Origin of the sequence: Paenibacillus spiritus, from assembly GCF_008710135.1 — a bacterium.
GTDB classification, from domain to species: Bacteria; Bacillota; Bacilli; order Paenibacillales; family Paenibacillaceae; genus Paenibacillus_AQ; species Paenibacillus_AQ glufosinatiresistens.
Map to the genome: position 1 here is coordinate 27,135 of NZ_VYKK01000005.1, position 23,593 is coordinate 50,727.

Genomic DNA, 23,593 nt, shown 5'->3' on the forward strand with positions numbered 1-23,593 from the left:
GGAGGGGTAACTTGCGAATCGGGTTAGGGAACTACATACCGCAGCTTCATGAATCGTTCTATGTGGCGGAAGGAGCCAAGCTGATCGGCGATGTGAGGCTCGGCGAGCGCTCCAGCGTCTGGTTCAATGCCGTGCTCCGGGGCGACCTGGCCCCCGTCCTCATTGGTCGGCGCTGCAATATCCAGGATGGAGCTATCGGACATGTAGCTAGCGAACACCCTCTGATACTGGAAGACGACATCACAGTGGGACACGGAGCTATTATACATGGCTGCCGGATAGGCAGCGGCACATTAGTCGGAATGGGAGCAATTGTACTGAACGGGGCGCAGATCGGTGAATATGCTTTAATAGGAGCCGGGTCGGTGGTCACCGAGAACAGTATTCTTCCTCCTTATACGCTCTCTCTCGGAACGCCGGCCAAGGTCGTACGGGAGCTGACCGAGCAGGATTTGCTCCGGATGAAGCGCACCTGCGAGAGCTATATACAGAAAGCCCAAGAATACGGAACTCTCTTACACAGCGGAGGTGTATCGAATGGACAAAATGAAAGCAACCTATGAAGTGATGTTGGGGCTGGCAGCGGAAATGGTCTGGGACGAGGCGCTTCGCAAGCGCCGCTGCGACATCTTGTACCGGGAGATCGACACGGCGCTGGCTGCCGGAGACGAGAACGCATTCCGCCATCTGACCGAAGAGTTGAAGAGCCTTGCATAAGCAGGACACCATACAGCAACCATCAAGAACGGGGACGGCCGCTCTTTCCAATCGGGAAGAAGCGGCCGTCCTTGTCTCGAACGGGCGTCAGCTTGCAGAGCCAAAACCAAACAAGGTAGAATAGGAAGGAACGGCCTGATCGCGTGCGGTCAGGCTTTTTGAGGTCTATAAGGAGGACAAGCTGTGCGTCGCATTGGAGTCTGGATTCAAGAAGGATTAACCCGCCGATGGGTCATCTGGGCCCTGCTGGCGATCAATATTCCGGGTACCGTCTACGGGTATATTTGGTATGGGAATCAAATGGACTATACCGCTTCTACACAGCCGGCCTGGGTGCTTCCGTTTGTTCCCGACAGCCCTACGGCCAGTCTCTTCTTCTCGCTGGCCCTGCTGTTTCTGCTCTATCCGCCCCGGAGCGTAGGGGGAACCGTCGTCCGGAATCTGGTGGAAGCGCTGGCGGTTGTGACTTCATTCAAATACGGCGTCTGGGCGGTCACGGTTATCCTGGCGGGCGGCTATCAGGGAGGAACGCTGGATCTGAAAGACGGGATGTTGATCTTCTCCCATGCGGGAATGGCGCTGGAGGCGCTGCTCTACGCCGGTAAATTCGGCTGCCGCCGCATGATCCCGGCAGCGCTCGGCTGGGCGATTCTCAATGATCTGGTGGACTATACCCTTGGCGTATATCCGTGGCTGCCGAGCGAACTGGAGGATAATGTCGTCCAGGTTCAGTATTTCACGCTCATGCTGAGCCTCTTCAGCGGTGCCTTGGCCTGGCTTGCCTCCCGGGATGACTGGTCGCCGTCAGGCCAAAGACCGCGAACCCGTATGCGGAGGCCATAATTTTTGCAGTTCTACCCCTTGTCCCCCGGCATACATATAGGGCAGGAGGGATGTCTCATGCGACGGCTGTGGGTGCGGATCATGCTGATAGCTGGATTGGTAGGGGCGGCCGCGCCGCCGGCGGCAAGGGCGGCGGCGACTGGAGACCGGATGTTGGCCGGAACCGGAGAGGCGGGGTTCCGTTCTTTTGCAGCGGCTTCCCGCGGACCGCAGCAGACCGGCGAAGCGGAGCGGGCTTCCGCGGCTCCTGCGGCGGATACCATTCTCTCGCCGAAGGCGGGAGCCTTGAAGATGGATGAGGAAGCGCAGGCGCTGTATGAGCGTGTGCTGGAGGGGGATTTGACCAAAGCCCAGGCGGGAATTGATGAAATATCGCGGCTGTTTCTGGCCGGTTCATTCAAAGGACTGACCTCGGTGGAGGGCGTGCAGGCTTTCTCCGGCGCCATTACCGATGTGAAGGACGCGCTCGCCGCCGTACAGATCCAGCCGGACCGGCTGGAGGCGGCAGCGGCCAGGCTAAGATTTGCCGCCGACAGTCTGGCGCATCCCCGGGCCCCTCTCTGGAGCCAGTCCTACAAGCTGATGGCGGAAGACCTGCGGAATCTGGAGAAGAGCGCAGCCGCAGGCGACGGAGAAGGATGGGACCGCGCCGTCTCCTCCATTCAGTCCCGGTACAGCCATATCCGGGCAGCCGTGCTGATCTCCCGGGGCCCGTCCGAAGTCAATGCTTTTGAGAGCTGGCTGAGACAAGCGGCGAACCCCGGCAACGGGGGCGAGCGTCCGGAACGGGCACAGCTTCTTCAGATGGTCTCCTACGGGCGCGATGCCCTGCGGACCTTGTTCGGCAAGGAGAAGGATGAGCCTGCGCTGTCGCTGCCGCTGCCGGAACGAACCTTGGGCGGCTGGGGCTGGTTGGCTTGGGGATTCATTGCCGCCGCTCTGATCTATACGGCCTGGCGCAAATACAGGGGAGGGCAGAAAGCGTGGCGTCCCAGATAGCCGCCTGATTGCGGATGCCGGTCCCTACAAGCAACAAGCAACCCTGCCGGGAAGAGATGCAGCCTCTCTCCCCGGCAGGGTTCTTGCGGTTCCTTATTAGACTTTCTTAGACTTCATTAGACTTCCCGGAAGCCTTCTCCCTGAACGTCGTGGACGTCGCTGATAATGACAAAAGCTCGGGGATCGACAGACTTGACGAGCTGGCTGAGCTGCCGGATCTCCTGACGCGACACCACGCAGTAGACCATATGCTTGGCCTGCTTGGAATAAGCGCCGATCGAAGGAATCAGGGTCGCGCTCCGGTCCAGGTCGGTCGTGACCAGCCGGGCAATCTCTTCGCCGTGGTCGGTAATAATCGTGAAGGCTTTGGCGGCATAGGCGCCTTCCTGGATGAAGTCGATGACCCGGGAAGCGATGAACACGGCAACCAGCGTGTAGAGCACGCGTTCTTTGGTAATAAAGAGCAGGGAAGCGCCGATGATCACCACGTCGGAGGCGAGAATGAACTGGCCCATGCTCCAGCCGAATTTGCGGCCGACGATACGGGCGACGATATCGACGCCGCCGGTTGTTCCGCCGAACCGGAAGACGATGCCGAGTCCGAGTCCAAGCGTGACGCCCGCGTAGAGCGAGGCCAGAATGAAGTCCTGCTTGGTGGCGAAAGGCTCGATCCAGCCGAGGTGGATCGCCCGTTCGAAGAGCCACAGGAAGAAGGACAGGGAGCCGATGCCGACGCCGGTATAGACAATCTGGCGGCCGCCGAGCATTTTCCAGCCCATCAGAAAGAGCGGAAGGTTAATCAGCAGCGTGGTCAGGAAGATCGGAATCCCGAAAGCGTAATTGAGCAGGATTGTAATCCCGGTCACGCCGCCCTCCATTAATTCGTTCGGAAGGATAAAATAGAGAAGTCCGAAGGCGTAAACAGCCGTTCCCAGCATAATCGGGGCAACGGTTCTGGCGATGGCGTTAAGTTTGGATGAATTCATGAGAAATCCCTCGTTGTAGCCCGATTGAACGGGCGGAATAGGCCGCAGCAGGCGCTCTGTTCCTTAGTATAACCCTGCATGCGGAAGTTAAAAAAGATTTGTCTTCAAAACGTCTTTACGATAACATAGGGGCAAACAGAAGGCAATAAAGACCTGAGGGGATGAGAGAGAAGGTATGAGCAAAAGTCTGGAGGACATCCAGCGGGAAGTCGATGCCTACATATCCCAGTTCAAGGAAGGCTATTTCAGTCCGCTCTCCATGCTGGCCCGCATGTCGGAAGAAGTGGGAGAGCTTGCCCGCGAGGTGAACCATCAGTTCGGCGAGAAGCCGAAGAAGGCCGACGAGGCCGACAATTCCATTGAACTGGAGCTCGGAGACATCCTGTTTATTACGATTTGCTTCGCGAATTCTTTGGGAATCGACCTTACGGAAGCACACGATAAAGTGATGCACAAGTTCAATACCCGGGACAAGGACCGCTGGACGAGAAAAGACACCGAGTAGGCGTCTTCCGCATATGCTGGAGCATATGACGGAGGTAGGTGCCAACATGAGTCCCGAGGAATATGTGCAAGAAGCGTACCGCTGCATTTTGCGCAGCGATTTTGCCGAGGCGATTCTGTGCTTCGAGGCGGCCATTGCCGCCCGGCCGGATGACGCGCAGGTGCGCTACCGCTGTTCCATCACCTATGCGCGGAACGGGCGGCTGGACCGGGCGGTAGAACATGCGCAGGCTGCGGTGGATCTGGCGGGGGAAGAGCATCCGGAATACCGGCTCCATCTTCAGCATTTGCAGGCGATGACGCTCGTTCAGGAAGCCCGGAGGCTGTTGGAGCAGGAGAAGGGAAAGGGAATCAATCCCTATCATCCGGTTACCTTATTAAAAGAAGCCGTCTCGCTTGATCCGCTCTACGGAGACGCCTATGTCTGGCTGGCGCTGGCTTACAGCCGGGTCAACGAGCATCTTCCCGCCATTTCCGCGCTTCGGGAAGTCATCGCGCTTCATCCGGACGATGCGGGCTTGCGTGAATTAATGAAGGATCTGCAGAAGTCCCTGCGGGGATACATGAAATAACCATTACAGCCGAAAGCGAGGCGCTGCATGAAATGAACCGAAGAATCAGGGTAGCCGTATCAGGAGCGGGCGGCCGAATGGGCAAGGAAGTCATCAAGCTGGTGCTGCAGGACGAAGGAATGGAGCTGGCGGCGGCAATCGACCGTTCTTCGCATGGCGTGGATGCCGGCGGATTGGTTGGATTGGGCGAAGCGGGAGTGCGGGTGACCGATGATCTGGAGACGGCGCTCGCGACCGCCGGAGCGGATGTTCTCGTGGACTTCACGACCCCGCAGGCCGCGTATACGAATACGTCGCTTGCGATTAAATACGGGGTGCGGCCGGTCATCGGCACGACGGGCTTCACGCCCGAGCAGATTGGGGAACTGGACGAGCAGTGCAAGGAACAGGGAATCGGCGGGCTGATTGCGCCGAATTTCTCGATCGGCGCCATTCTGCTGATGCGGTTTGCGGCGCAGGCCGCCAAGTATTTTCCGCATCTGGAGATCATTGAATACCACGGGGATCAGAAGCTGGATGCTCCGTCGGGAACGGCCGTCAAGACGGCGGAAATGATATCCGAAGTACGCAAGGAAATGAAGCAGGGCAATCCGCGCGAGGAAGAGACCATTGAAGGGGCGCGCGGCGGCTATTACAACGGGTTTCGGATTCACAGCGTGCGGCTGCCCGGCATTTTTGCGCAGGAGGAAGTCGTGTTCGGCGACTACGGCCAGACTTTGAAGATTCGTCACGATTCCTACGAGCGGGCCGGCTATATGCCCGGCGTCAAGCTGGGGATCGAGAAAGTGATGGGTTATACGGGAATGATATACGGATTCGATCATTTTATTGATTAAGTCAGGGGAGAACATCGGATGGAAATCGCATTTATCGCACACGACCGCAAGAAGGATGAAATGGTCAATTTTGTAACGGCTTATGAGCATGTGTTCAAGGGCCACGGGCTGTACTCAACCGGCACGACCGGACAGCGGATCATGGAGGCGACCTCGCTGAAGATCAGCCGCTTCATGTCGGGTCCGCTCGGCGGGGACCAGCAGATCGGCGCCCTTGTCGCGCAGGACAAGCTGGACCTGATTATATTTATGCGTGATCCGCTGATGGCCCAGCCGCATGAACCGGATATCTCGGCTCTGCTCCGGCTGTGCGACGTCTACGGCATTCCGGTGGCGACGAACATCGCCACTGCCGAAATTCTGGTAAAGGCAATCGACCGCGGCGATTTCGCCTGGCGCGATCTGGTGCATAAATACAAGCCGGGCGTAGACGAATGAAGCTCGATATTCTCGTCTTCGGCGCCCATGCGGACGATGCCGAGATCGGAATGGCCGGTACGATCGCGAAGCATATCGCGGCTGGATACGACGTCGGCCTCTGCGATCTGACCCGGGCGGAAATGTCCTCGAACGGCACGGTGGAGCGCCGCCTCGAAGAGGCGCGGCAGGCGGCCGAGACGCTGGGGGTTCCGTACCGCAGCAACCTGAACCTGCCCGACCGGGGGCTGCGCCACACGGAAGAGCAGCTTGCAGCCGTCACGGCGGAGATTCGCCGGACCGCTCCGTCCATTGTGTTTGCCCCGTATTGGGAAGACCGCCATCCCGACCATGTCGCTGCAAGCCGGCTGGTCGAGGAGGCCGTATTCAGCGCCAAGCTGCGCCGTTACATGCCGGATCTCCCGGCTATACCGGCTCCGCAGCTTTATTTTTACTTTATCAATGATGGGGGACCTGCCGATCTGGTGGTCGATGTGTCGACATACTACGAGATCAAGGAGCGCGCGCTGGGGTGCTACCGCTCCCAGTTCGAACGGCCCCCGGGCGAAGACGCGGTTGCGACGCCGCTGACCGAAGGGTATGTGGAACGGGTGCGCAGCCGCGACATGCTAACCGGCCAGCGCCAGGGCTTCGCCTTGGCGGAGGGGTTCGCCGCCAAGGTTCCGTTCGCGCTGGACCTGTTCCGGATGTGACGAGGCAGCTTCCGAAGGAAGTTTTGCTGAAGCAGATTCCTAGTAGCTATATCAACGCAAAACTAGGTGTATGCTCCCGAAGCGAGTTTTGCTGAAGCAGATTCACAGTAGCTATATCCACGCAAAACTAGGTGTATGCTTCCGAAGGAAGTTTTGCTGAAGCAGATTCCTAGTGGCTATATCCACGCAAAACTAGGTGTATGCTTCCGAAGCAAGTTTTGCTGAAGCAGACTCCTAGTAGCTATATCAACGCAAAACTAGGTGTATGCTTCCGAAGCGAGTTTTGCTGAAGCAGATTCACAGTAGCTATATCCACGCAAAACTTTGAGGAGACGGTTATGGAACGATTATTAAAAATTGGCATCACCTGTTATCCGTCCCTTGGAGGGTCCGGGGTGGTTGCCACCGAGCTGGGCAAGCTGCTTGCCGAGAAGGGCCACGAAGTCCATTTTATTACGCACAGCATTCCGTTCCGTCTGGGAACGTTTCACCGGAATATCTACTATCACGAAGTGGAAGTCAACGACTATTACGTCTTTCGCTACCCTCCTTATGATCTGGCGCTTGCGACCCGGATGGCGCAGGTCGCCAAGATGCAGAATCTGGACCTCCTGCACGTTCACTATGCGGTGCCGCACGCCGTCTGCGCCTATCTGGCCAAACAGATGGTCGGCGACCGGCTGAAGGTAGTCACGACGCTGCACGGAACGGATATCACGGTTCTCGGCCAGGATGAGTCGCTGAAGGATCTGATCCGGCTCGGCATCAACGAGAGCGACGCGGTTACCGCTGTGTCCAACGATCTCATCACAGAGACGCGGCGGGCGCTGGACATTACGCGCGATATCGACCTGACTTACAATTTTGTGGACAAGCGGGTCTACTATCCGCGCGACGTGAGCGGCATGCGGGGCGATTTTGCCGAGCCGCACGAGAAGATCCTGATGCACATCTCCAACTTCCGTCCGGTCAAAAGAGTCGGCGATGTCGTAGACATCTTCGCCCGCGTCTCCAAGCAGATTCCGTCCCGGCTGCTGCTGGTCGGAGAAGGCCCGGATCTTCCGAAGATCCAGGCCAAGATCAGCGAGATGGGCCTGGAGGACCGGGTCCGCTTCCTCGGGAAGCAGGATGAGATTGCCCAGGTCATTTCCCTGGCCGATCTGCTGCTGCTGCCTTCGGAGAAGGAGAGCTTCGGGCTGGTCGCGCTGGAAGCCATGGCCTGCGGCGTTCCGACCGTCGGATCGGAAGCCGGAGGCATTCCCGAGCTGGTTCAGCATGGCGTGACCGGCTATCTGGCTCCGATCGGGGATACGGAAGCCATGGCCGAGCATGCGGTGCGCCTGCTCGGCGACGAGGAGCTTGCGGCCCGGTTCCGCGAAGCCTGTCTGCACCGGGCGTGCAGCGAATTCTGCAATAACCGGATTACGAATCAATACGAGGACATTTATTACCGCGTGCTGGGTCAAGCGCAAGGGCTTGCAGACTAGCGTCGGCTGTGCGGGCAGGAGGACTTGAACAATGAATTGGACCATGGCCGAACCCGAAATGGCGGAGGCGGCCCGCTTCGTGGTGTCTTCGCTGGAGGAATCGGGCAGCGAAGCGTACTGGGTAGGCGGCTGTATCCGGGATGAACTGCTGGGACGGCCTGTACACGATATGGATATTACAACCTCGGCCCTGCCGGAGGAAGTGATGTCGGTCTTTCCGCGCTGCGTGCCGACCGGTCTTCAGCACGGTACGGTCACGGTGCTGCACGGCGGCTACGGCTTCGAGGTGACCACCTACCGGACGGAGAGCGGCTATGCCGACTTCCGCCGGCCGGAGCGGGTGGCATTCGTCCGGGATGTGACCGAGGACCTTCGCCGGCGCGACTTCACGATGAACGCCATCTGCGCGGGGCTCGACGGACGGCTGGTGGATCCGTTCGGCGGAGCCGAAGATCTGGACCGCCGGCTCGTCCGCTGCGTCGGCGACGCGGAAGAGCGCTTCGGAGAGGATGCCCTGCGCATGCTCCGGTGCGTCCGCTTCGCGTCGACGCTGGATTTTGCCGTCGCCAAGAACACGTGGCGCGGCCTGCTGCGCCAGCGCGACAAGCTGGCGCATATTGCGGTGGAGCGCGTCTACGCAGAGCTTGCGCGCATTATGGAAGGGCCGCGCCCGCTGCGCGGCCTGGCGATGCTTGCGCGCGGCGGACTGCCCGCGCGCGTCAAGGCCCCGTTCCCCTGGGACGGGGAAGCCCTGGCGGCCGGAGCCGCCGGGCTGGCCCGCATCGGGGAACTGAAGAGCGCCCCCCTGCGGTGGGCGCTGCTGCTCCATACCCTGGGCACCCCGGCCGAGACGGCCGACGGACTGCTGCGGGCATGGACGTTCCCGGGGACGATCCGCCAGGCGGTCGTCCGGGTGCTGCGGGTCCGCGAAGCGTGGGACCCGCGGGCGGCGTCCGCCCTGCCGGGGGCGGACGGGGACGGCCGGCGGCGCTGGGTCGCCGCCGTGCTGAGCTTCGGCCGCGCAGCAGCCGAAGGCTGGCTGGACGTCGCCGCCGCGCTGCCCGGCGGCGGAGAGACCGGCATCGCCGCAGCGCGCGGCTGGATGGCCGGGATGCCGGTCTCCGGCCTCGGAGAGCTCGCCGTAGCCGGCGGAGACCTGACGGCCGCCCTGGAGCGGCGGCCGGGACCGTGGCTGGGCCGCCTGCTGCAGGAGCTGCTGCTGCAGGCGGCGCTGGGCGAACTTCCGAATGACCGGGAGGCGCTGATCGAAGCAGCGGGAAGGATGGATGAGCATGGACAGGCATAACGGGGCCGAAGGCGGCTGGCTGGAGAGGCTGGTGCGGCTGGATACCGTAGTCTCGACCCAGGAAGAAGCAAGACGGCTGGCCGAGAGCGGCGCTCCGGAAGGAACAGCCGTGATGGCCGAGGAACAGACCGGGGGACGCGGCCGCCAAGGCCGGCGCTGGCATTCGCCGCGCGGCCAGGGGATCTGGATGAGCGTTGTGCTGCGTCCGCGTCTTACCGCCGCCGCGGCGCCGCAGCTTACGCTGTTGGCCGGAGTCGCGGTCTGCGAGGCCCTTCGCGAAGTCGCCGGGGTGGAGGCCGGGATCAAATGGCCGAACGATCTGCTGATTGGCGGACGCAAAGTATGCGGCATCCTGCTTGAAGCGCATTTTCGCGAAGGCGTGCCGGATTATTTGATCGCCGGAATCGGGGTGGATTGTCTGGCCGTGGAGGAGGACTTTCCCGAGGAGCTTCGCGCTGTCGCCACCTCGCTGCGGATCGAACGCGGCGGCGTTCCGGTAGACCGGGAAGAGCTGGCCGCAGCCATGCTGTCCGGTCTGGAGGAACGGTACCGGCAGTACTTCGCCGAAGGCTTTGCCCCGATCGCCGCAAGGTGGGAAGAGCTGTCCGTAACCCTTGGCCGGCGGATTGCGCTTGCCGGACCGAAGGAGCAGCGAACAGGGGTGGCGGCCGGACTGGATGAGAACGGGGGACTTCGGCTGGTGAACGATGCCGGAGAGACGTTCACCGTGCTCTCCGGCGAGATTGAGTGGATGAACTGAAGCCTTAACGAACCGCCTGAATTAACGAACCGCTTGACTTAACGGACAGCCCTGACCGCACCTGCGGCCGGGGCTGCTTCTGCAAAGAGAGGCCAAAGCCGACGCCGGGTGCGAAGAGGCAGGAGGCCGGAGCCGGGCTTCGCCCGGGTGGCCCTTTTAAGAATCCGGTTAATGCCGCCGGTTAATCTCTTAACATTCTAGTCGGTTTAGAGGGTTTAATTATGCGTGTATTTAGGCGAGGGATTTGGTATACTGCTAGAGCGAGGCGGAACCGGGTTGCCCGGCCTGCACTTGCAAGCAGTTGGATGGCCTGGAATCAGCTACGTTGGATTCTGCTCTGAGCCGTAAGGACCGAGACAGAAGGGACGATCGCGAGTGACTCTTTTTTGCCCTTCGGACCTTTTTAGCGGACCTGCTAAAGAGGTTTTTTGTTTGCGCTTCTGGCGCGGTCACTCGACAGCAAAGGGGAATGAAGATGGCTCTGAATGTAATCAAAATGAAGAAAATGAAGGGGGAAGGCGTGCCGCTGAGCATGCTGACCGCTTATGATTATCCTTCCGCCCGGCTGGCGGAAGAGGCGGGCGTTGATCTGATCCTGGTCGGCGATTCGCTGGGCAATGTTGTGCTGGGGTATGACTCCACGCTGCCCGTTACGCTCGACGATATGGTCTATCATACGCGTTCGGTGGCGCGGGGAGCGGGCAATACCTTTATTGTAGCGGACATGCCGTTCATGACGTATCACGGCGGGATCGACGAGACGCTGCGGGGCGTGCGCCGACTGATGCAGGAAGGACATGCCCATGCCGTGAAGATGGAAGGCGGTCTTGAGATCTGCGATACTGTGCGGGCCGTCGTGAACGCCGGAGTGCCCGTTCTCGCCCATATCGGCCTGACGCCGCAGTCCGTGCATACGATCGGCGGGTACCGCGTGCAGGGCAAGGACCCGGAAGACGCGCGGCGGCTGATGAAGGAGGCCAAGGCGCTGGAACAGGCCGGGGCCTTCGGCATCGTGCTGGAGCTGGTTACCGAGGAGGTGGCCGAGGCCATCACGCGCGAGCTGGGGATCCCGACCATCGGCATCGGAGCCGGCCGCCGCTGCGACGGTCAGGTGCTCGTGTTCCACGATGTGCTGCAATATGCCTCTCCCTACCGGGAGAAGCGGTTCGTCAAGACGTACGCCGATATCGGCGGCGTGATCCGGGACGGATTGACCCGGTATGTGCAGGAAGTGAAAGAGCGGGCTTTTCCGGCCGAAGAGCATGTGTTCGCGGCCGATGAAAGCGTACTGGACAGTCTATACGGCGCAGCCGGAGAAGGAGCGAATTCGAAATGAAGACCGTAAGAACCGTTGATGAACTGAGACAGGAGCTGCGGCTGCGGCGCGCCCAGGGGACCGGCGCCGTCGGCCTCGTGCCGACGATGGGCTATCTGCACGAAGGACATGCCAGTCTGCTCCGCCAGGCCCGGAAAGCCTGCGGAACCGTAGTCATGAGCATCTTCGTCAACCCGCTTCAGTTCGGGCCGAACGAGGACTACGAGACCTATCCGCGCGACGAAGCCCGGGATTTGGCGCTGGCGGCGCGGGAAGGGGCCGATCTGGTCTTCATCCCGTCCGTGCAGGAGATGTACCCGAAGGAGAACCGCAGCCAAATCATCGTCTCCCGCCTGACCTCGAAGCTCTGCGGCGCTTCCCGCCCGGGGCATTTTGACGGCGTGACGACGGTGGTCTCCAAGCTGTTCAATCTGGTTCAGCCGGACTTCGCCTTCTTCGGCATGAAGGATGCCCAGCAGGTGGCCGTCCTGAAGCAGATGGTCTTCGACCTGAACATGAACGTCGAGATTGTTCCCTGTCCGATTATCCGCGAGCAAGACGGTCTGGCGCTTAGCTCGCGTAATGTGTATTTGTCGGGCGAGGAACGCCGGCAGGCGCTGGTGCTGTCCCGTTCCCTGCGGGAAGCCCGCTCTGCCTTCGAGGAGGGACGCCTGGAGACTGCCGGAGAGCTGCGCAGCCTGCTTACGGAAGTCATCTCTTCTTCGCCGCTGGCCGATATCGACTATGCCGAAGTGCTGACCTTCCCGGAACTGGAGCCGGTCGAAGAGGATGCGCCGCTGTCCGGGGTGGAAGGGGAGATCATCATGGCGCTCGCCGTCCGCTTCGGCCGTACGCGGCTGATCGACAATATCGTATTTACTCCTAAGGAGGTACCTGCCTGTGTTTAGACATATGATGAAATCCAAAATTCACCGCGCCACCGTTACGGAAGCGAACCTGAATTACGTCGGAAGCATCACGATCGACGAGGATCTGATGGAAGCCGCCGACCTGCTGGAGAACGAGAAAGTGCAGATTGTAGACAACAACAACGGCTCCCGGCTGGAGACCTATGTCATTCCGGGCCCGCGCGGCAGCGGGGTGATCTGCCTGAACGGCGCCGCCGCCCGTCTTGTGCAGCCGGGCGACACGGTAATTATTATTTCATACGCGGTCTTATCGCAGGAAGAACTGGCCGGCCACAGACCGACGGTCGTTTTTGTGGATGAACACAACCGTCCGTCGAAGCTTGCCGATCACGAGATCCACGCTACCGTGGGCTAAAGCCCCCAGGGCATCCCATGCACTGCCACGGATATAAGGGCCGTCCGCAGCGAACAATGAACTCAGGCAAGCTGCACTGATTTCATTTCCGCAAGGGGGAATGGCCTGGTGTTTCAACAGATGTTTGCCGAAATGAACGATATGCTGTCCGACATTGCCGCCCGGTATGCCGGAGCGGGCGACTCGGAGCGGCGCGAGCTGATGGAGAAGTACCGGATGCTCCGCCGGCTCAGCGACGAGGCCCTGGACGAATGGCTTGTCTTTGCGGAGCACCTGAGCCGCTTCAGGCAGGCTGCCGGCGTGGGCGACGAGGACGGGGGCGATCCTCAGGAAGCGCCGTTCTCCGGCCCCGCAGGCAGCGCGGCGGAAGAAGCCGAGCCGCCGGAGCTGGCCATGGACCAGTTCGTTCGGGGCCAGGGATACTACAAGCTTCAGATGTATCCCCAGTGCGTCGCTTCTTTCCTGGAGGTCTTGGACAGCTATCCGGACAGCCTCCCGGCCCGGCTGTATCTGGCGATGTCCCATCTGTATCAGGATGAGCGCGCCGAAGCCCGGACCCATCTGGAGCATATGCTTCAGCATGTCAGGGGGCGCAGGCTGAAAGCGATGCTGCTGAATGCCATCGGCTGCATCGCGGCCGGGCAACGGCAGTTCGGGGAAGCCGAAGAGCTGTTCCTGCTGGCGGCAAAGCATGATCCGGCGATGCCGGAGCCGGCGCGCAATCTGGAAGTATGCCGCCGCGGAAGCGGCAAGCTTTTGTACGGCAGCGATCTGACCCTGCTGCTGTGACGGAACATCCGCGCGATTCTCTAATGCGATGCGCCCGCCGGGCCGGCGGCGCGCATCGCCTTTTTTCGCAACTTCTGTTATGCTGATGAAGAGTCTCAATTGAAAGGGAACAAGGACATCATGAAATTTGCCGTGCTTGATTTTGAAACAACGGGAACCCAGTCCGTGGGTGAAATTATCCAGGTCGGACTTGCCATTATAGAAGAAGACCGGTCAATTTCCCGGGTATACGGTTCCTACGTCAAGCCCGGAGGACCGATTCCCGCTTTTATTACCGGACTTACCGGCATCACAGACCGCGATGTCGAGAACGCCCCCGAACTGGAAGAGATGATGATGGAACTTGTGCCGATGCTCGACGATGTCGTGCTCGTGGGCCACAATGTCGCCTTCGACTTCCATTTTCTTCAAAATGCGCTCGATCGCTGCGGATACCTGCCTTTTCAGGGCCGGATTCTGGATACGATCGATTTCCTGCGCATCAGCTATCCTTCCCTGACTTCCTACCAGCTCGGAGCGGTAACCGCCCAGTTCGGCCTGAAGCATGAGCGCCCTCACCAGGCCGACAGCGATGCGCTGGCGACCGCGCTCGTATTTTTGCGTTGTCTGGAGGAGCTGGAAGACCTGCCGCTGTTGACCATGCAGCGAATTGCAGACCTCTTCTCTTCGGAGGACAGCGATCTGGGCTGGTATTTCGACGGTCTCCTTCAGGAGCGGGAACGCCAGACGTTCCAGCCCGAAGACGGGATGAACCATTTCCGCCAGCTGGCGCTCCGCGTATCGGACTGGGCCGAGCTTGAGCCTCCGCGGGCGGACAGCCCTTTGAATCCGCTGGAAGACGAGACCTTCGAGTCCTTTCTGGAGAATGTGAAGATGCGGCTGCAGACGATCCTTCCGGGCTATGAGAGCCGTGAGGCCCAGGACCTGATGTTCGGCGAGGTCCATCGTTCGTTCGCAGAGGAGAAGCATCTGCTGATCGAAGCCGGAACAGGAACAGGCAAGTCGCTCGGTTATCTGCTTCCCGCCATCTACCACAGTGTCCGGAACCGTGAGAAGGTTATGGTCAGCACACATACCATCAATCTTCAGGACCAGCTCCGGGAACGCGACCTTCCGCTGCTGACCGAAGCCGTGCCGTTTCCGTTCAAGGCCGCCATCTTCAAGGGCAGAGGGCACTATCTCTGTCTGCGCAAGTTCGAGCAGCGGATCAATCAGAACCTTGCGGGTCCCCGCGAAGATGCGCTGATTGCCGCCCAGATGCTCGTCTGGCTGACGCGGACGGAGACCGGCGACGACGAAGAGCTGAACCTGGGCGGACGGGGCGGCGACTTCTGGGAGACGGTGGCCAGCGATACCGATTCCTGCCAGGGGCGGTCCTGCCCCTTCTTCCGCAAATGCTATTATCACCGTGCCAAGCACGAGGCGGGAAATGCCGACGTGGTCGTTACGAACCACTCCAAGCTGTTCGCGGACGTGAAGGCGGGACATCAGCTTCTGCCGTCCTATGAGCATCTCGTCATCGACGAGGCGCACCATCTGGAGGACGTAGCCGGGAAGCATTTGGGCATGCACATGAAGCATTTCACCCTTGCGCATACCCTGCTTCGGCTGTATAAGGACAGCCGCAACGGCCAGCTCCCTGCGCTGCGGCAGACGCTCCAGTCCGCCGGAAGCGAACAGGCCTCCGAATGGACCGCTGCCATCGACAGCATCTATCCCGATCTGCTGACGGTGAAGGAGAACTGGGACCAGCTCAGCGAGCGGCTGTTCGCGCTGATGCCGTCGCAGTCGGACGCTTCCGCGAGCGAGGCCGGCCAGCTTGTGCTGCGGCTTCAGCCCGGCAGACGGCCGAAGGGCTGGGAGGAGCTCGTTACGCTTGCGGATGCGTTCCATCTTGCGCTCGGCGAAGCGGTGCGCAAGGGAGACCGCATGATTACGGAAATGCGCGAGCAGGAGGGCCAATCCTCGGCGGACAACCTGGTGACCGATGTCGGCGGGCTGTTCAAGGATCTGGCCGCGATCCGGGAGCAGGTTCGCTTCTTCATGGCGCTGGATGACGAGAAGACGGTCTACTGGCTGGAGGCAAGCGGCCAATACCGCGCCAAATCGCTTCAGATGTACGCCGTTCCCGTCGATGTCAGCGGACAGCTCAAAGAGCTGTTCTTCGACAAGAAGAAAGCGATTGTGCTGACTTCCGCGACGCTTACCGTGGATAAATCTTTTCAGTACATGATTGACAATCTGGGGCTTGGGGCTGCGGCGGAACAGGACCGGCTGCTGACTGCGCAGCTTCCCTCGCCGTTCCGTTACCGGGAGCAGGCGCTGCTGGTGATCCCGCGCGATTTTCCGAGTGTGAAGGGCAGTGTCGGCGATGCGGCATTCGTGGAGAAGCTGGTTCAGTCGCTCTCCGAAGCCGCGGCCGCCACGGGCGGACGCATGCTGGTTCTGTTCACCTCTTACCGGATGCTGCGCCAAGTTTATGAACCGCTGCGCGATGCCCTGGCCGCCTCCGATATCGCCGTGCTGGGGCAGGGCATCGAAGGAGGCAGCCGAACGAAGCTGATCCGGCGCTTCCAGGAGAATGCAAGAACCGTGCTGCTGGGAACCAGCAGCTTCTGGGAAGGCGTGGACATCCCGGGCGAGGCGCTGACCTGCCTGGCGATTGTCCGGCTGCCTTTCCAGCCGCCGAATCATCCGCTGGTGGAAGCCAAATCCGAGCTTTTGCAAGCGCAGAAGAAGAATCCGTTCATGAAGCTGTCGGTTCCGCAGGCGGTCATCCGCTTCAAGCAGGGCTTCGGCCGGCTGGTGCGAACGAACCGGGATAAGGGCATTGTTATTGTATATGATACCAGAGTAATTGAATCTTATTATGGGAAATACTTCCTGTATTCGCTTCCGGGGCCGAAGATGGAGCATATGACGACCCGCCAGATGGTGCCCCGGATTGAAGAGTGGCTTCAAGAGGGCGGCGGTTCCTAGAATTATGGGACCAGCCGCGCTTTAGGTATAGATGCAAGGAATCGCTTGTACTTTGTTTAGGAGGAACGCCAGATGAAATCGGACAAAATTTCGGAAGCGGTCGTGCGCAGGCTACCTGTGTATTTGCGCTTCCTCAATGATCTCAACAAGCGTGAAATTTCCACCGTCTCCTCCCAGGAGCTCGGTCAGAAGCTGGACCTCAATCCGGCCCAGATCCGCAAGGATCTGGCCTATTTCGGCGATTTCGGCCGCAAGGGCATCGGGTATGACGTTCCGTATCTGATTGAGAAAATCCGCCATATTCTGAAGCTTGACCAGCCGATCAACGTGGCGCTGGTCGGAGCCGGCAATCTCGGCCATGCGCTGTCGAACTATAATGCGTATCTGAAGGATACGATGAAGATTACCGCCGTATTCGACGCCTACGAGCCCAAAGTGGGACAGAAGATCCATTCCCTGACCGTTCAGCCGATGAGCGAGCTGCAGGAGACGGTCCGGAGCCAGGGGATCCGCATCGGGATCATCACGGTTCCCGACCAGGAGGCGCAGAACGTCGCGGACCTGCTGATTGAAGCCGGTATCGAAGCGATTCTGAACTTCGCGCCGGTGATCCTGAAGACTCCCCCTTATGTGCGGGTGCATGCGGCGGATTTCACAACCGACCTGCAGAGTCTGGCCTATTATCTCCAGGACGGAAAGGAAGAAGAGCCGAATGAGCAATAAATGGGTGATAGCTGGCGGTTATTTTGCCGTACCCGGAGCGGACAGACCCGTCCTCCAAGGATACATGACGGTAGAGGACGATATCATCGTATCCATCAGCGAGGAGGCTCCTGCGCCCGAAGAGGGCGTAGAGCGCATGGACGGCAGCCGGCTGCTGTTCCTGCCGGGTCTCGTGAATACGCACGGACATGCGGCGATGTCGCTGCTTCGCGGCTATGGCGACGATATGGTTCTGCAGACGTGGCTTCAGGAGAAGATGTGGCCGATGGAAGCCAAGTTCACCGGAGAGGATGTCTACCGGGGAACCGCGCTGTCCATCCTGGAGATGCTCAAGGGCGGTACTACCACCTTCCTCGATATGTACGATCATATGGACCGGGTGGCCGAGGCGGCCGAAGAGTCCGGCATCCGGGCTGTGCTGATGCGCGGCGCCATCGGACTATGTCCGGAAGAGGTTCAGCGCGAGAAGCTGGCCGAAGCGGTGGCTTTTGCTCGCAACTGGCACGGCCGGGCCGAAGGACGGCTTACGGCCATGATGTCTCCGCATTCTCCGTATACGTGCCCTCCGGCCTTTATCGAGAAGTTCGTGCAGGCGGCGCATGATCTGGATCTGCCGATGCACACGCACATGTCGGAGACGCGCGCCGAAGTGGAGCAGAACGTCACGGAATACGGCCTGCGCCCGGTTGCGCATCTGGAGAAGCTCGGCATGTTCACCCGCCCGTCGCTTGTCGCCCACGGCGTGCACCTGACCGACGAGGAGATCGGGATTCTTGCCCGCCACCGGGTCGGCGTCTCGCATAATCCGGGCAGCAACCTTAAGCTTGCAAGCGGAATTGCCCGCGTTCCCGAACTGCTGAAGGCCGGAGTGCCGGTATCGCTCGGTACGGACGGAGCGGCAAGCAACAACAACCTGGATATGTTCGAGGAAATGCGTCTGGCGGCGCTGATCCACAAGGGTGTCAGCGGCGACCCGACGGCCGTTCCCGCTGCGGAAGCGCTGAAGATGGCCACCGAGTACGGAGCCGCTTCGCTGTTCCTGGAGCGCGTAGGCCGTCTGGCTCCCGGGATGAAAGCGGACTTCATTGCCATTGATATCGACCAGCCGCATCTGCTGCCGCACAGCGATCTGCTGTCCCACGCCGTCTATTCGGCGTCAGCCAAGGATGTTGCGCATGTGTGGGTGGACGGCAAGCAGCTGGTTAAGAACGGCGAATGCCTGACGCTGGACGAAGAACGAATCCGCCGCGAGGCCCAGGAAGCCTTTGAAGGCTTGCTGAACCGGTAGGGCAAGGAGGCTGGCAGCTTGAGAACGAAGCGCAAATGGGTCACGCTGGGGATTGCCGTCCTGATCCTGCTGGCCGCAGCTCTATATGCTTTTTATGCTTACGTGCTGAATGACCAGCGGAAGGAGCAGCGTCTGGCCGAGAATGCGGCCCGCTCCTCGGCGGGGCTGACGAAGGTCGTCCGCAGCGACAAATCGGTCTGGGACGCCGACTCGATCTACTGGGTCGTGACCGGAGACGACAAGAACGGCAAGCGCAAGCTGGTATGGGTGAAGTTCACGGAGCAGGGGAAGCCTTCCGGGGAGCCGGTACATACGGAGGATGCGTCCTCCGGCTTGTCCAGAGGCGAAATGGGCTCCAAGATCGCTTCGGCGCTTCCGCGTGCGGATATCCGCCGTCTCCTGCCGGGCGTCTACTACGGGGAATTTGTATGGCAGGCGTTCTACAAAATGGAGGGCCGCTATTATTATCAGTTCTATCGCTTTGCGGACGGAGAGCCGATCGGCGAACCGTACGCGCTCCCGAATCGGTAAATCGCGATATACGATCTATAGATAGATGGGTATATCATTCTGACAGAAGAAGAGATTCCAAATTCAAGAGCCGCAGCGCTAATCGCTGCGGCTCTTGCTTCCGATATAAGAAAAAGGCGAAATTGGAAATAAAAAATTTTAAATATATTCACAATTATATTTCGCCGCGTATATACACCTATGATATACTACTTGTTGTATTACGGCATGACAAAACACATGCCGCTTCGGACGAGTCTCGGCATGTACCCGGGGCCTTTTCTTTTCACATTCATTAAAGGAGGACGTAACCTGTGAAGCTGCGTATTGTCCCCATTCTGCTGACGTCGCTCTTGTCGGTAGCCGTACTGTTCGGCGGATGGTTTCTGTATCGCCACTATGCCGTTCAGGAACCGCTCCAGCGCATTGTTGACCGCTATGAGGGAGTGAAGTCATCCCACATTACTATTAACCGCCATGAGGTACTTTTGAAACTCGATTTGCAGCCGGGAACGAAACTTCGCGACCTGGTTCAATATATCAACAGCGAAGGCAAGTCCGAAATCGGAAGCCGGACGCTGAAGCTCGATGTCGAGCAGCATTCCGGCAAGCAGCTGGATGAATACTGGGACAAGGCGATGTTCAGCGTCGCCGAAGCCATGGAGAGCCGCAAGTACACATTGATCCCGCAGACGCTGGAAGAACTGTCCGGTCAGTACAAGGGCATCACGGTAGAGACGGATATCGATGACCGCAATGTCTATGTCAGCCTGTGGAACGGCACCGAGAGCAAATTTGTGATTCTGCCGCGCGAATCCGATACAATGGGGGTTTGGACCAATGCCTAAATGGATGAAGGAAGCGTTGATCGGCTTTGTGCCGGTGCTGGTGATTTTTCTCGCTTTTATGGGACTTAATATTATTCCCGTCCTGGTGGCCGCCGGAATGATCGGAGCGCTGCTCCTCATTACGCAGATGCGGGGCGGGCTTGCCGTAGGCGCAAGCGCCGAGAAGAAACGCAAGAAGAACGGTCCTTCGAAGCTGACGTTCGAGGAGATCGGCGGACAGGACAATGCGAAGCAGGAGCTGCGCGAAGCGCTTGATTTTCTGATTCGGCATGAAGAGATCAGCAAGTTCGGGATTCGCCCGCTCAAGGGCATTCTGTTGACAGGGCCTCCCGGAACGGGCAAAACGCTGATGGCGAAGGCCGCGGCCCATTATACGAATTCCGTATTCGTTGCCGCTTCGGGCAGTGAGTTCGTCGAGATGTACGTTGGCGTCGGAGCGGGCCGCATCCGCGACCTGTTCAAGGAAGCCCGGACCCGGGCCTCCAAGGAGAACAAGCAGAGCGCCATTATTTTCATTGATGAAATTGATGTAATTGGCGGCAAGCGCGAAGGCGGGCAGCAGCGCGAGTACGATCAGACGCTGAACCAGCTGCTCACCGAAATGGACGGGATTTACAATTCCGATACGCCGCGCATCCTGCTGATTGCCGCGACCAACCGCAAGGAAATGCTGGATAGCGCGCTGCTTCGTCCGGGACGTTTTGACCGCCACATTCAGGTCGATCTGCCGGACAAGAAGGGCCGCCGCTCCATTCTGGAGCTGCATGCCAAGAACAAGCCGCTGCATTCCGGTGTGAATCTCGACAAGATCGCGGAAGAAGCCTACAACTTCTCGGGCGCCCAGCTCGAGAGCGTCATGAACGAAGCTGCCATCTACATGATGCGCGAGAATCTGACCCAGGTCGAACACCGCCATCTGGCGATGGCTATCGACAAGGTCATGATGGGCGAGAAGACCGACCGCGAGACCAACCAGGAAGAGAAGAAGCGGGTAGCCATCCATGAACTCGGCCATGCCATTATGGCAGAAGTGCTCCGTCCCGGCAGTGTGAGCCAAGTTACGCTGACTCCGCGCGGACAGGCGCTCGGTTATGTGCGTCATAACCCGCAGCAGGAGCAGTATCTCTACACGAAGGAATACCTGGAAGAGCAGATCATGATCGCGCTCGGCGGCGCGGCCGCGGAAGAAATGTTCTACGGCGGGCGGAGCACGGGCTCGCGGGGAGATTTTGACCAGGCTCTGAACATTGTGGAGATGATGATGAAGTCCGGTCTGACGTCGCTTGGCATTGCCAAGCTGGATATGGTGACGACGGAAGAGCTGATGAGAGAGAACAGCAAGATCCTGGACGAGCTCACCGCGCGGACCCGGAATCTGCTGGAGAGCCAGCGTCCGGTATTCGAATATTCCCTGGATATCCTTATGAAGGAAGAAGTTCTCTCCGGAGAGCAATTTCGTTGTCAATTTCGTGACAGCGTTCGGTTGCCGGCATAAATCTTTATGCCGGTTATTTTTTTTTACTTTTCAGGCATGCTAAGATATTATTATATGTCGGAGTGTGTGCTATTATGTCGGCTCACTCAGGGTATTATATAAAGAGATACCGAAAGGATGGAGGCTTTTTTATGAATTTTAAAAAGATCGGCGTCATCGGCGGAGGAACCATGGGCCAGGGCATCGCCGAAATGCTGGCGGCCAAGGGCCTGGATGTTCTTCTCGTGGAGAAGACGCCGGAGCGGCTGGAATACTCGTACAGCATGATTGAGACCAGCCTCGACAAGCAGCTTGAGAAATGGGCCATTACCCAGGCGGAGAAGAAACTCATTCTCGGCCGCATCCAGAAGGTAATCCACTTCGCGGAGCTCAGCGCCTGCGACATGGTAATCGAGACGATTACGGAAGACCTGGAAGCCAAGAAAGCGGTATTCAACCAGCTTGACCAGGTATGTCCGAGCCATATTATCCTTGCCAGCAACACCTCCACGCTCAGTCTGACCGAGCTGGCCAGCTCCACAATGTATCCGGAGCGCGTCATCGGCATGCACTTCATTTACCCGGTTGCGAAGGTCAACGTCGTTGAAATCGTCCGCGGTCTGAAGACGTCCGAAGAAACATTCGAGAACACCAAGGCTTTTGTCGACGATGTGGTGGAGAAGAAGGGCGTTATGATTTACGAATCCCCGGGATTTGTAACATCTCGCCTTATTTGTCTGTTCATCAACGAAGCGATGCATGTTCTTCAGGAAGGCGTAGCTTCCGCCAAGGACATCGACGACGCCATGCGGATCGGCTACCAGTTCCAGTACGGACCGCTTGAAATGGCCGACCGTTTCGGTCTGGACTCCGTACTTGCCGCTCTGGAGCGGATGTTCCGCGAATACGGCGAACTGAAATACCGTCCTTCGACCATCCTCAAGAAGATGGTGCGCGCGGGACAGCTCGGCATGAAATCGGGAGAGGGCTTCTTCCAGTACGACAAGGACGGTGACCGGATATGAATATTCTCGTAATCAATGCAGGCAGTTCCTCGCTGAAATACCAGCTCTACAATATGGAAGATGAATCCGTTCTGGCTAAGGGTCTGGTGGAACGTATCGGAATGGATTCCTCCATTCTGACGCACAAACCGACCGGCAAGCAGGAAGTGACCGAAGTCAGTGAAATTCTGGAGCATACCACCGCAATCCGCAAGGTGCTGTCCAGTCTCACCGACAAGGAACACGGCGTCATCGGTTCCATCAACGAGATCAATGCCGTCGGCCACCGCGTCGTACACGGGGGCGAAGTGTTCAAGGAGTCGGCACTCGTGAACGGGGAAGCCAAATCGGAGATCCGCCGCCTGTTCGACCTGGCACCGTTGCATAATCCGGCTGCCATCATGGGGATTACGGCTGCCGAAGTCAACATGCCCGGCGTTCCGCAGGTTGTCGTGTTCGATACAGCGTTCCATCAGACGATGCCCGAGAAAGCCTACATGTACGCCATCCCACGTGTCCTGTACAACAAGTACAAGGTTCGCCGCTACGGCGCGCACGGCACGTCTCATGAATTCGTCAGCAAGGCAGCTGCCGAATATCTGGGCCGTCCGCTCGACGAGCTGAAGATCATTACCTGCCACATCGGCAACGGCGCGAGCGTCACTGCCGTTCAAGGCGGCGTCTCGGTGGATACGTCGATGGGTATGACTCCGCTGGAAGGCCTGATGATGGGCACGCGCAGCGGCGACATCGACCCGGCTGTCGTTCCTTATGTAATGAACAAGGAAGAGCTGACTCCGGGCGAAGTCAACTCGATGCTGAACAAGCACAGCGGTCTGCTGGCCATCTCGGGCACAAGCAGCGACATGCGCGATATCATCGACGGCTACGAGAAGGGCGATGCCAACTCGACGCTGGCCTTTGAAATGTATGAATACCGGCTGCGCAAGTACATCGGTTCCTACGCGGCAGCGATGAACGGCGTTGACGTGATCGTATTCACGGCCGGCGTCGGCGAGAATGCCGCTCTGCTGCGCGAGAAAGTGCTGAGCAATCTGACTTTCCTCGGCATCGACCTGGACAAGGAAGCGAACAAGGTGCGCTCCGGCGATCCGCGCCGGATTACGAAGGAAGGCTCCAAGGTTGAGGTGCTGGTCGTACCGACGAACGAGGAGCTTGTCATCGCCCGTGATACGCTGCGCATCGTGCAATCTCAGGCGTAAGGCTGTACAATAATAT

25 protein-coding genes are annotated in these 23,593 nt (G+C 59.2%); 24 read left to right on the forward strand and 1 reads right to left on the reverse strand.

The window, feature by feature from the left end:
• The first annotated feature begins 11 nt into the window (after positions 1 to 11).
• The 4 genes from F4V43_RS04660 to F4V43_RS04675 all read left to right on the forward strand — a co-directional run bounded on the left by F4V43_RS04660 (position 12) and on the right by F4V43_RS04675 (position 2,559).
• Positions 12 to 563, forward strand: coding sequence for a gamma carbonic anhydrase family protein (locus tag F4V43_RS04660; protein WP_150457087.1), 552 nt, complete (start codon positions 12 to 14; stop codon positions 561 to 563).
• On the forward strand, positions 538 to 717 hold the full coding sequence (locus F4V43_RS04665) for an IDEAL domain-containing protein (protein WP_150457088.1): 180 nt from the start codon (positions 538 to 540) through the stop codon (positions 715 to 717). The genes F4V43_RS04660 and F4V43_RS04665 overlap by 26 nt, the downstream gene beginning before the upstream one ends.
• A gap of 183 nt (positions 718 to 900) precedes the next feature.
• Positions 901 to 1,560, forward strand: coding sequence for a DUF1405 domain-containing protein (locus F4V43_RS04670; RefSeq protein WP_150457089.1), 660 nt, complete (start codon positions 901 to 903; stop codon positions 1,558 to 1,560).
• 57 nt (positions 1,561 to 1,617) lie between these two features.
• Positions 1,618 to 2,559, forward strand: a complete 942-nt coding sequence (locus F4V43_RS04675) for a sporulation protein YpjB (RefSeq protein WP_150457090.1) — start codon at positions 1,618 to 1,620, stop codon at positions 2,557 to 2,559.
• 116 nt (positions 2,560 to 2,675) lie between these two features.
• On the opposite strand, the gene F4V43_RS04680 is transcribed toward F4V43_RS04675, so the two are convergent.
• Positions 2,676 to 3,545 (reverse strand): YitT family protein, encoded by an 870-nt coding sequence (locus F4V43_RS04680; protein ID WP_150457091.1) that lies wholly within the window; start codon positions 3,543 to 3,545, stop codon positions 2,676 to 2,678.
• A 175-nt stretch (positions 3,546 to 3,720) separates the two neighbouring features.
• On the opposite strand from F4V43_RS04680, the gene F4V43_RS04685 reads away from it, so the two are divergent.
• The 20 genes from F4V43_RS04685 (at position 3,721) to F4V43_RS04780 (ending at position 23,577) form a co-directional block, all read left to right on the forward strand.
• The gene (locus tag F4V43_RS04685; RefSeq protein WP_150457092.1) at positions 3,721 to 4,050 is read left to right on the forward strand and encodes a nucleotide pyrophosphohydrolase; all 330 of its coding nucleotides are present in this window, start codon (positions 3,721 to 3,723) and stop codon (positions 4,048 to 4,050) included.
• 46 nt (positions 4,051 to 4,096) lie between these two features.
• Positions 4,097 to 4,621, forward strand: a complete 525-nt coding sequence (locus F4V43_RS04690) for a tetratricopeptide repeat protein (protein ID WP_150457093.1) — start codon at positions 4,097 to 4,099, stop codon at positions 4,619 to 4,621.
• A 32-nt stretch (positions 4,622 to 4,653) separates the two neighbouring features.
• Positions 4,654 to 5,457: a 4-hydroxy-tetrahydrodipicolinate reductase gene (gene dapB, locus F4V43_RS04695; RefSeq protein ID WP_150457094.1), complete on the forward strand. Its 804-nt coding sequence runs from the start codon at positions 4,654 to 4,656 to the stop codon at positions 5,455 to 5,457.
• 18 nt (positions 5,458 to 5,475) lie between these two features.
• The gene (gene mgsA, locus F4V43_RS04700; protein WP_150457095.1) at positions 5,476 to 5,895 is read left to right on the forward strand and encodes a methylglyoxal synthase; all 420 of its coding nucleotides are present in this window, start codon (positions 5,476 to 5,478) and stop codon (positions 5,893 to 5,895) included.
• Positions 5,892 to 6,587 carry a bacillithiol biosynthesis deacetylase BshB1 gene (gene bshB1, locus F4V43_RS04705; RefSeq protein WP_150457096.1) on the forward strand — a complete coding sequence of 232 codons (696 nt, stop codon included), beginning with the start codon at positions 5,892 to 5,894 and terminating at the stop codon, positions 6,585 to 6,587. The genes mgsA and bshB1 overlap by 4 nt, the downstream gene beginning before the upstream one ends.
• A gap of 338 nt (positions 6,588 to 6,925) precedes the next feature.
• Complete coding sequence (gene bshA / locus F4V43_RS04710) at positions 6,926 to 8,074, forward strand: N-acetyl-alpha-D-glucosaminyl L-malate synthase BshA (RefSeq protein ID WP_150457097.1); 1,149 nt, start codon at positions 6,926 to 6,928, stop codon at positions 8,072 to 8,074.
• Between the two features lie 31 nt (positions 8,075 to 8,105).
• Positions 8,106 to 9,380 (forward strand): CCA tRNA nucleotidyltransferase, encoded by a 1,275-nt coding sequence (locus F4V43_RS04715; protein ID WP_150457098.1) that lies wholly within the window; start codon positions 8,106 to 8,108, stop codon positions 9,378 to 9,380.
• Positions 9,367 to 10,140 (forward strand): biotin--[acetyl-CoA-carboxylase] ligase, encoded by a 774-nt coding sequence (locus F4V43_RS04720; RefSeq protein WP_223879778.1) that lies wholly within the window; start codon positions 9,367 to 9,369, stop codon positions 10,138 to 10,140. Before F4V43_RS04715 ends, F4V43_RS04720 begins: the two co-directional genes overlap by 14 nt.
• 469 nt (positions 10,141 to 10,609) lie before the next feature.
• Positions 10,610 to 11,476 carry a 3-methyl-2-oxobutanoate hydroxymethyltransferase gene (gene panB / locus F4V43_RS04725; RefSeq protein WP_411898449.1) on the forward strand — a complete coding sequence of 289 codons (867 nt, stop codon included), beginning with the start codon at positions 10,610 to 10,612 and terminating at the stop codon, positions 11,474 to 11,476.
• Positions 11,473 to 12,363, forward strand: a complete 891-nt coding sequence (gene panC, locus F4V43_RS04730) for a pantoate--beta-alanine ligase (RefSeq protein WP_150457101.1) — start codon at positions 11,473 to 11,475, stop codon at positions 12,361 to 12,363. The genes panB and panC overlap by 4 nt, the downstream gene beginning before the upstream one ends.
• The gene (panD, locus tag F4V43_RS04735) at positions 12,356 to 12,739 is read left to right on the forward strand and encodes an aspartate 1-decarboxylase (protein ID WP_150457102.1); all 384 of its coding nucleotides are present in this window, start codon (positions 12,356 to 12,358) and stop codon (positions 12,737 to 12,739) included. Before panC ends, panD begins: the two co-directional genes overlap by 8 nt.
• Before the next feature lie 108 nt (positions 12,740 to 12,847).
• Positions 12,848 to 13,528 carry a tetratricopeptide repeat protein gene (locus tag F4V43_RS04740; RefSeq protein WP_150457103.1) on the forward strand — a complete coding sequence of 227 codons (681 nt, stop codon included), beginning with the start codon at positions 12,848 to 12,850 and terminating at the stop codon, positions 13,526 to 13,528.
• 120 nt (positions 13,529 to 13,648) lie between these two features.
• Complete coding sequence (dinG, locus tag F4V43_RS04745; protein ID WP_150457104.1) at positions 13,649 to 16,507, forward strand: ATP-dependent DNA helicase DinG; 2,859 nt, start codon at positions 13,649 to 13,651, stop codon at positions 16,505 to 16,507.
• 72 nt (positions 16,508 to 16,579) lie between these two features.
• Positions 16,580 to 17,230 (forward strand): redox-sensing transcriptional repressor Rex, encoded by a 651-nt coding sequence (locus tag F4V43_RS04750; protein WP_150457105.1) that lies wholly within the window; start codon positions 16,580 to 16,582, stop codon positions 17,228 to 17,230.
• Positions 17,220 to 18,518: an amidohydrolase gene (locus F4V43_RS04755; RefSeq protein ID WP_150457106.1), complete on the forward strand. Its 1,299-nt coding sequence runs from the start codon at positions 17,220 to 17,222 to the stop codon at positions 18,516 to 18,518. Before F4V43_RS04750 ends, F4V43_RS04755 begins: the two co-directional genes overlap by 11 nt.
• A gap of 18 nt (positions 18,519 to 18,536) precedes the next feature.
• Positions 18,537 to 19,049: a DUF5590 domain-containing protein gene (locus tag F4V43_RS04760; protein WP_150457107.1), complete on the forward strand. Its 513-nt coding sequence runs from the start codon at positions 18,537 to 18,539 to the stop codon at positions 19,047 to 19,049.
• Between the two features lie 293 nt (positions 19,050 to 19,342).
• Positions 19,343 to 19,876: a hypothetical protein gene (locus tag F4V43_RS04765; protein ID WP_150457108.1), complete on the forward strand. Its 534-nt coding sequence runs from the start codon at positions 19,343 to 19,345 to the stop codon at positions 19,874 to 19,876.
• Positions 19,869 to 21,371, forward strand: coding sequence for an AAA family ATPase (locus tag F4V43_RS04770; RefSeq protein WP_150457109.1), 1,503 nt, complete (start codon positions 19,869 to 19,871; stop codon positions 21,369 to 21,371). The genes F4V43_RS04765 and F4V43_RS04770 overlap by 8 nt, the downstream gene beginning before the upstream one ends.
• Positions 21,372 to 21,502: 131 nt before the next feature.
• On the forward strand, positions 21,503 to 22,375 hold the full coding sequence (locus F4V43_RS04775) for a 3-hydroxyacyl-CoA dehydrogenase family protein (RefSeq protein WP_150457110.1): 873 nt from the start codon (positions 21,503 to 21,505) through the stop codon (positions 22,373 to 22,375).
• A complete protein-coding gene (locus F4V43_RS04780) occupies positions 22,372 to 23,577 on the forward strand; it encodes an acetate kinase (RefSeq protein ID WP_150457111.1) in 1,206 nt (401 codons plus the stop codon). Before F4V43_RS04775 ends, F4V43_RS04780 begins: the two co-directional genes overlap by 4 nt.
• Positions 23,578 to 23,593 lie beyond the last annotated feature (16 nt).

What these genes read in the sequence shown, in the direction of transcription:
- F4V43_RS04665 (WP_150457088.1), top strand. Translation starts at nt 538, where the DNA reads ATGGACAAAATGAAAGCAACCTATGAAGTGATGTTGGGGCTGGCAGCG.
- F4V43_RS04675 (WP_150457090.1), top strand. Translation starts at nt 1,618, where the DNA reads ATGCGACGGCTGTGGGTGCGGATCATGCTGATAGCTGGATTGGTAGGG.
- F4V43_RS04680 (WP_150457091.1), bottom strand. Translation starts at nt 3,545, where the DNA reads ATGAATTCATCCAAACTTAACGCCATCGCCAGAACCGTTGCCCCGATT.
- F4V43_RS04685 (WP_150457092.1), top strand. Translation starts at nt 3,721, where the DNA reads ATGAGCAAAAGTCTGGAGGACATCCAGCGGGAAGTCGATGCCTACATA.
- F4V43_RS04690 (WP_150457093.1), top strand. Translation starts at nt 4,097, where the DNA reads ATGAGTCCCGAGGAATATGTGCAAGAAGCGTACCGCTGCATTTTGCGC.
- dapB (WP_150457094.1), top strand. Translation starts at nt 4,654, where the DNA reads ATGAACCGAAGAATCAGGGTAGCCGTATCAGGAGCGGGCGGCCGAATG.
- mgsA (WP_150457095.1), top strand. Translation starts at nt 5,476, where the DNA reads ATGGAAATCGCATTTATCGCACACGACCGCAAGAAGGATGAAATGGTC.
- bshB1 (WP_150457096.1), top strand. Translation starts at nt 5,892, where the DNA reads ATGAAGCTCGATATTCTCGTCTTCGGCGCCCATGCGGACGATGCCGAG.
- bshA (WP_150457097.1), top strand. Translation starts at nt 6,926, where the DNA reads ATGGAACGATTATTAAAAATTGGCATCACCTGTTATCCGTCCCTTGGA.
- F4V43_RS04715 (WP_150457098.1), top strand. Translation starts at nt 8,106, where the DNA reads ATGAATTGGACCATGGCCGAACCCGAAATGGCGGAGGCGGCCCGCTTC.
- F4V43_RS04720 (WP_223879778.1), top strand. Translation starts at nt 9,367, where the DNA reads ATGGACAGGCATAACGGGGCCGAAGGCGGCTGGCTGGAGAGGCTGGTG.
- panB (WP_411898449.1), top strand. Translation starts at nt 10,610, where the DNA reads ATGAAGATGGCTCTGAATGTAATCAAAATGAAGAAAATGAAGGGGGAA.
- panC (WP_150457101.1), top strand. Translation starts at nt 11,473, where the DNA reads ATGAAGACCGTAAGAACCGTTGATGAACTGAGACAGGAGCTGCGGCTG.
- dinG (WP_150457104.1), top strand. Translation starts at nt 13,649, where the DNA reads ATGAAATTTGCCGTGCTTGATTTTGAAACAACGGGAACCCAGTCCGTG.
- F4V43_RS04750 (WP_150457105.1), top strand. Translation starts at nt 16,580, where the DNA reads ATGAAATCGGACAAAATTTCGGAAGCGGTCGTGCGCAGGCTACCTGTG.
- F4V43_RS04755 (WP_150457106.1), top strand. Translation starts at nt 17,220, where the DNA reads ATGAGCAATAAATGGGTGATAGCTGGCGGTTATTTTGCCGTACCCGGA.
- F4V43_RS04770 (WP_150457109.1), top strand. Translation starts at nt 19,869, where the DNA reads ATGCCTAAATGGATGAAGGAAGCGTTGATCGGCTTTGTGCCGGTGCTG.
- F4V43_RS04775 (WP_150457110.1), top strand. Translation starts at nt 21,503, where the DNA reads ATGAATTTTAAAAAGATCGGCGTCATCGGCGGAGGAACCATGGGCCAG.
- F4V43_RS04780 (WP_150457111.1), top strand. Translation starts at nt 22,372, where the DNA reads ATGAATATTCTCGTAATCAATGCAGGCAGTTCCTCGCTGAAATACCAG.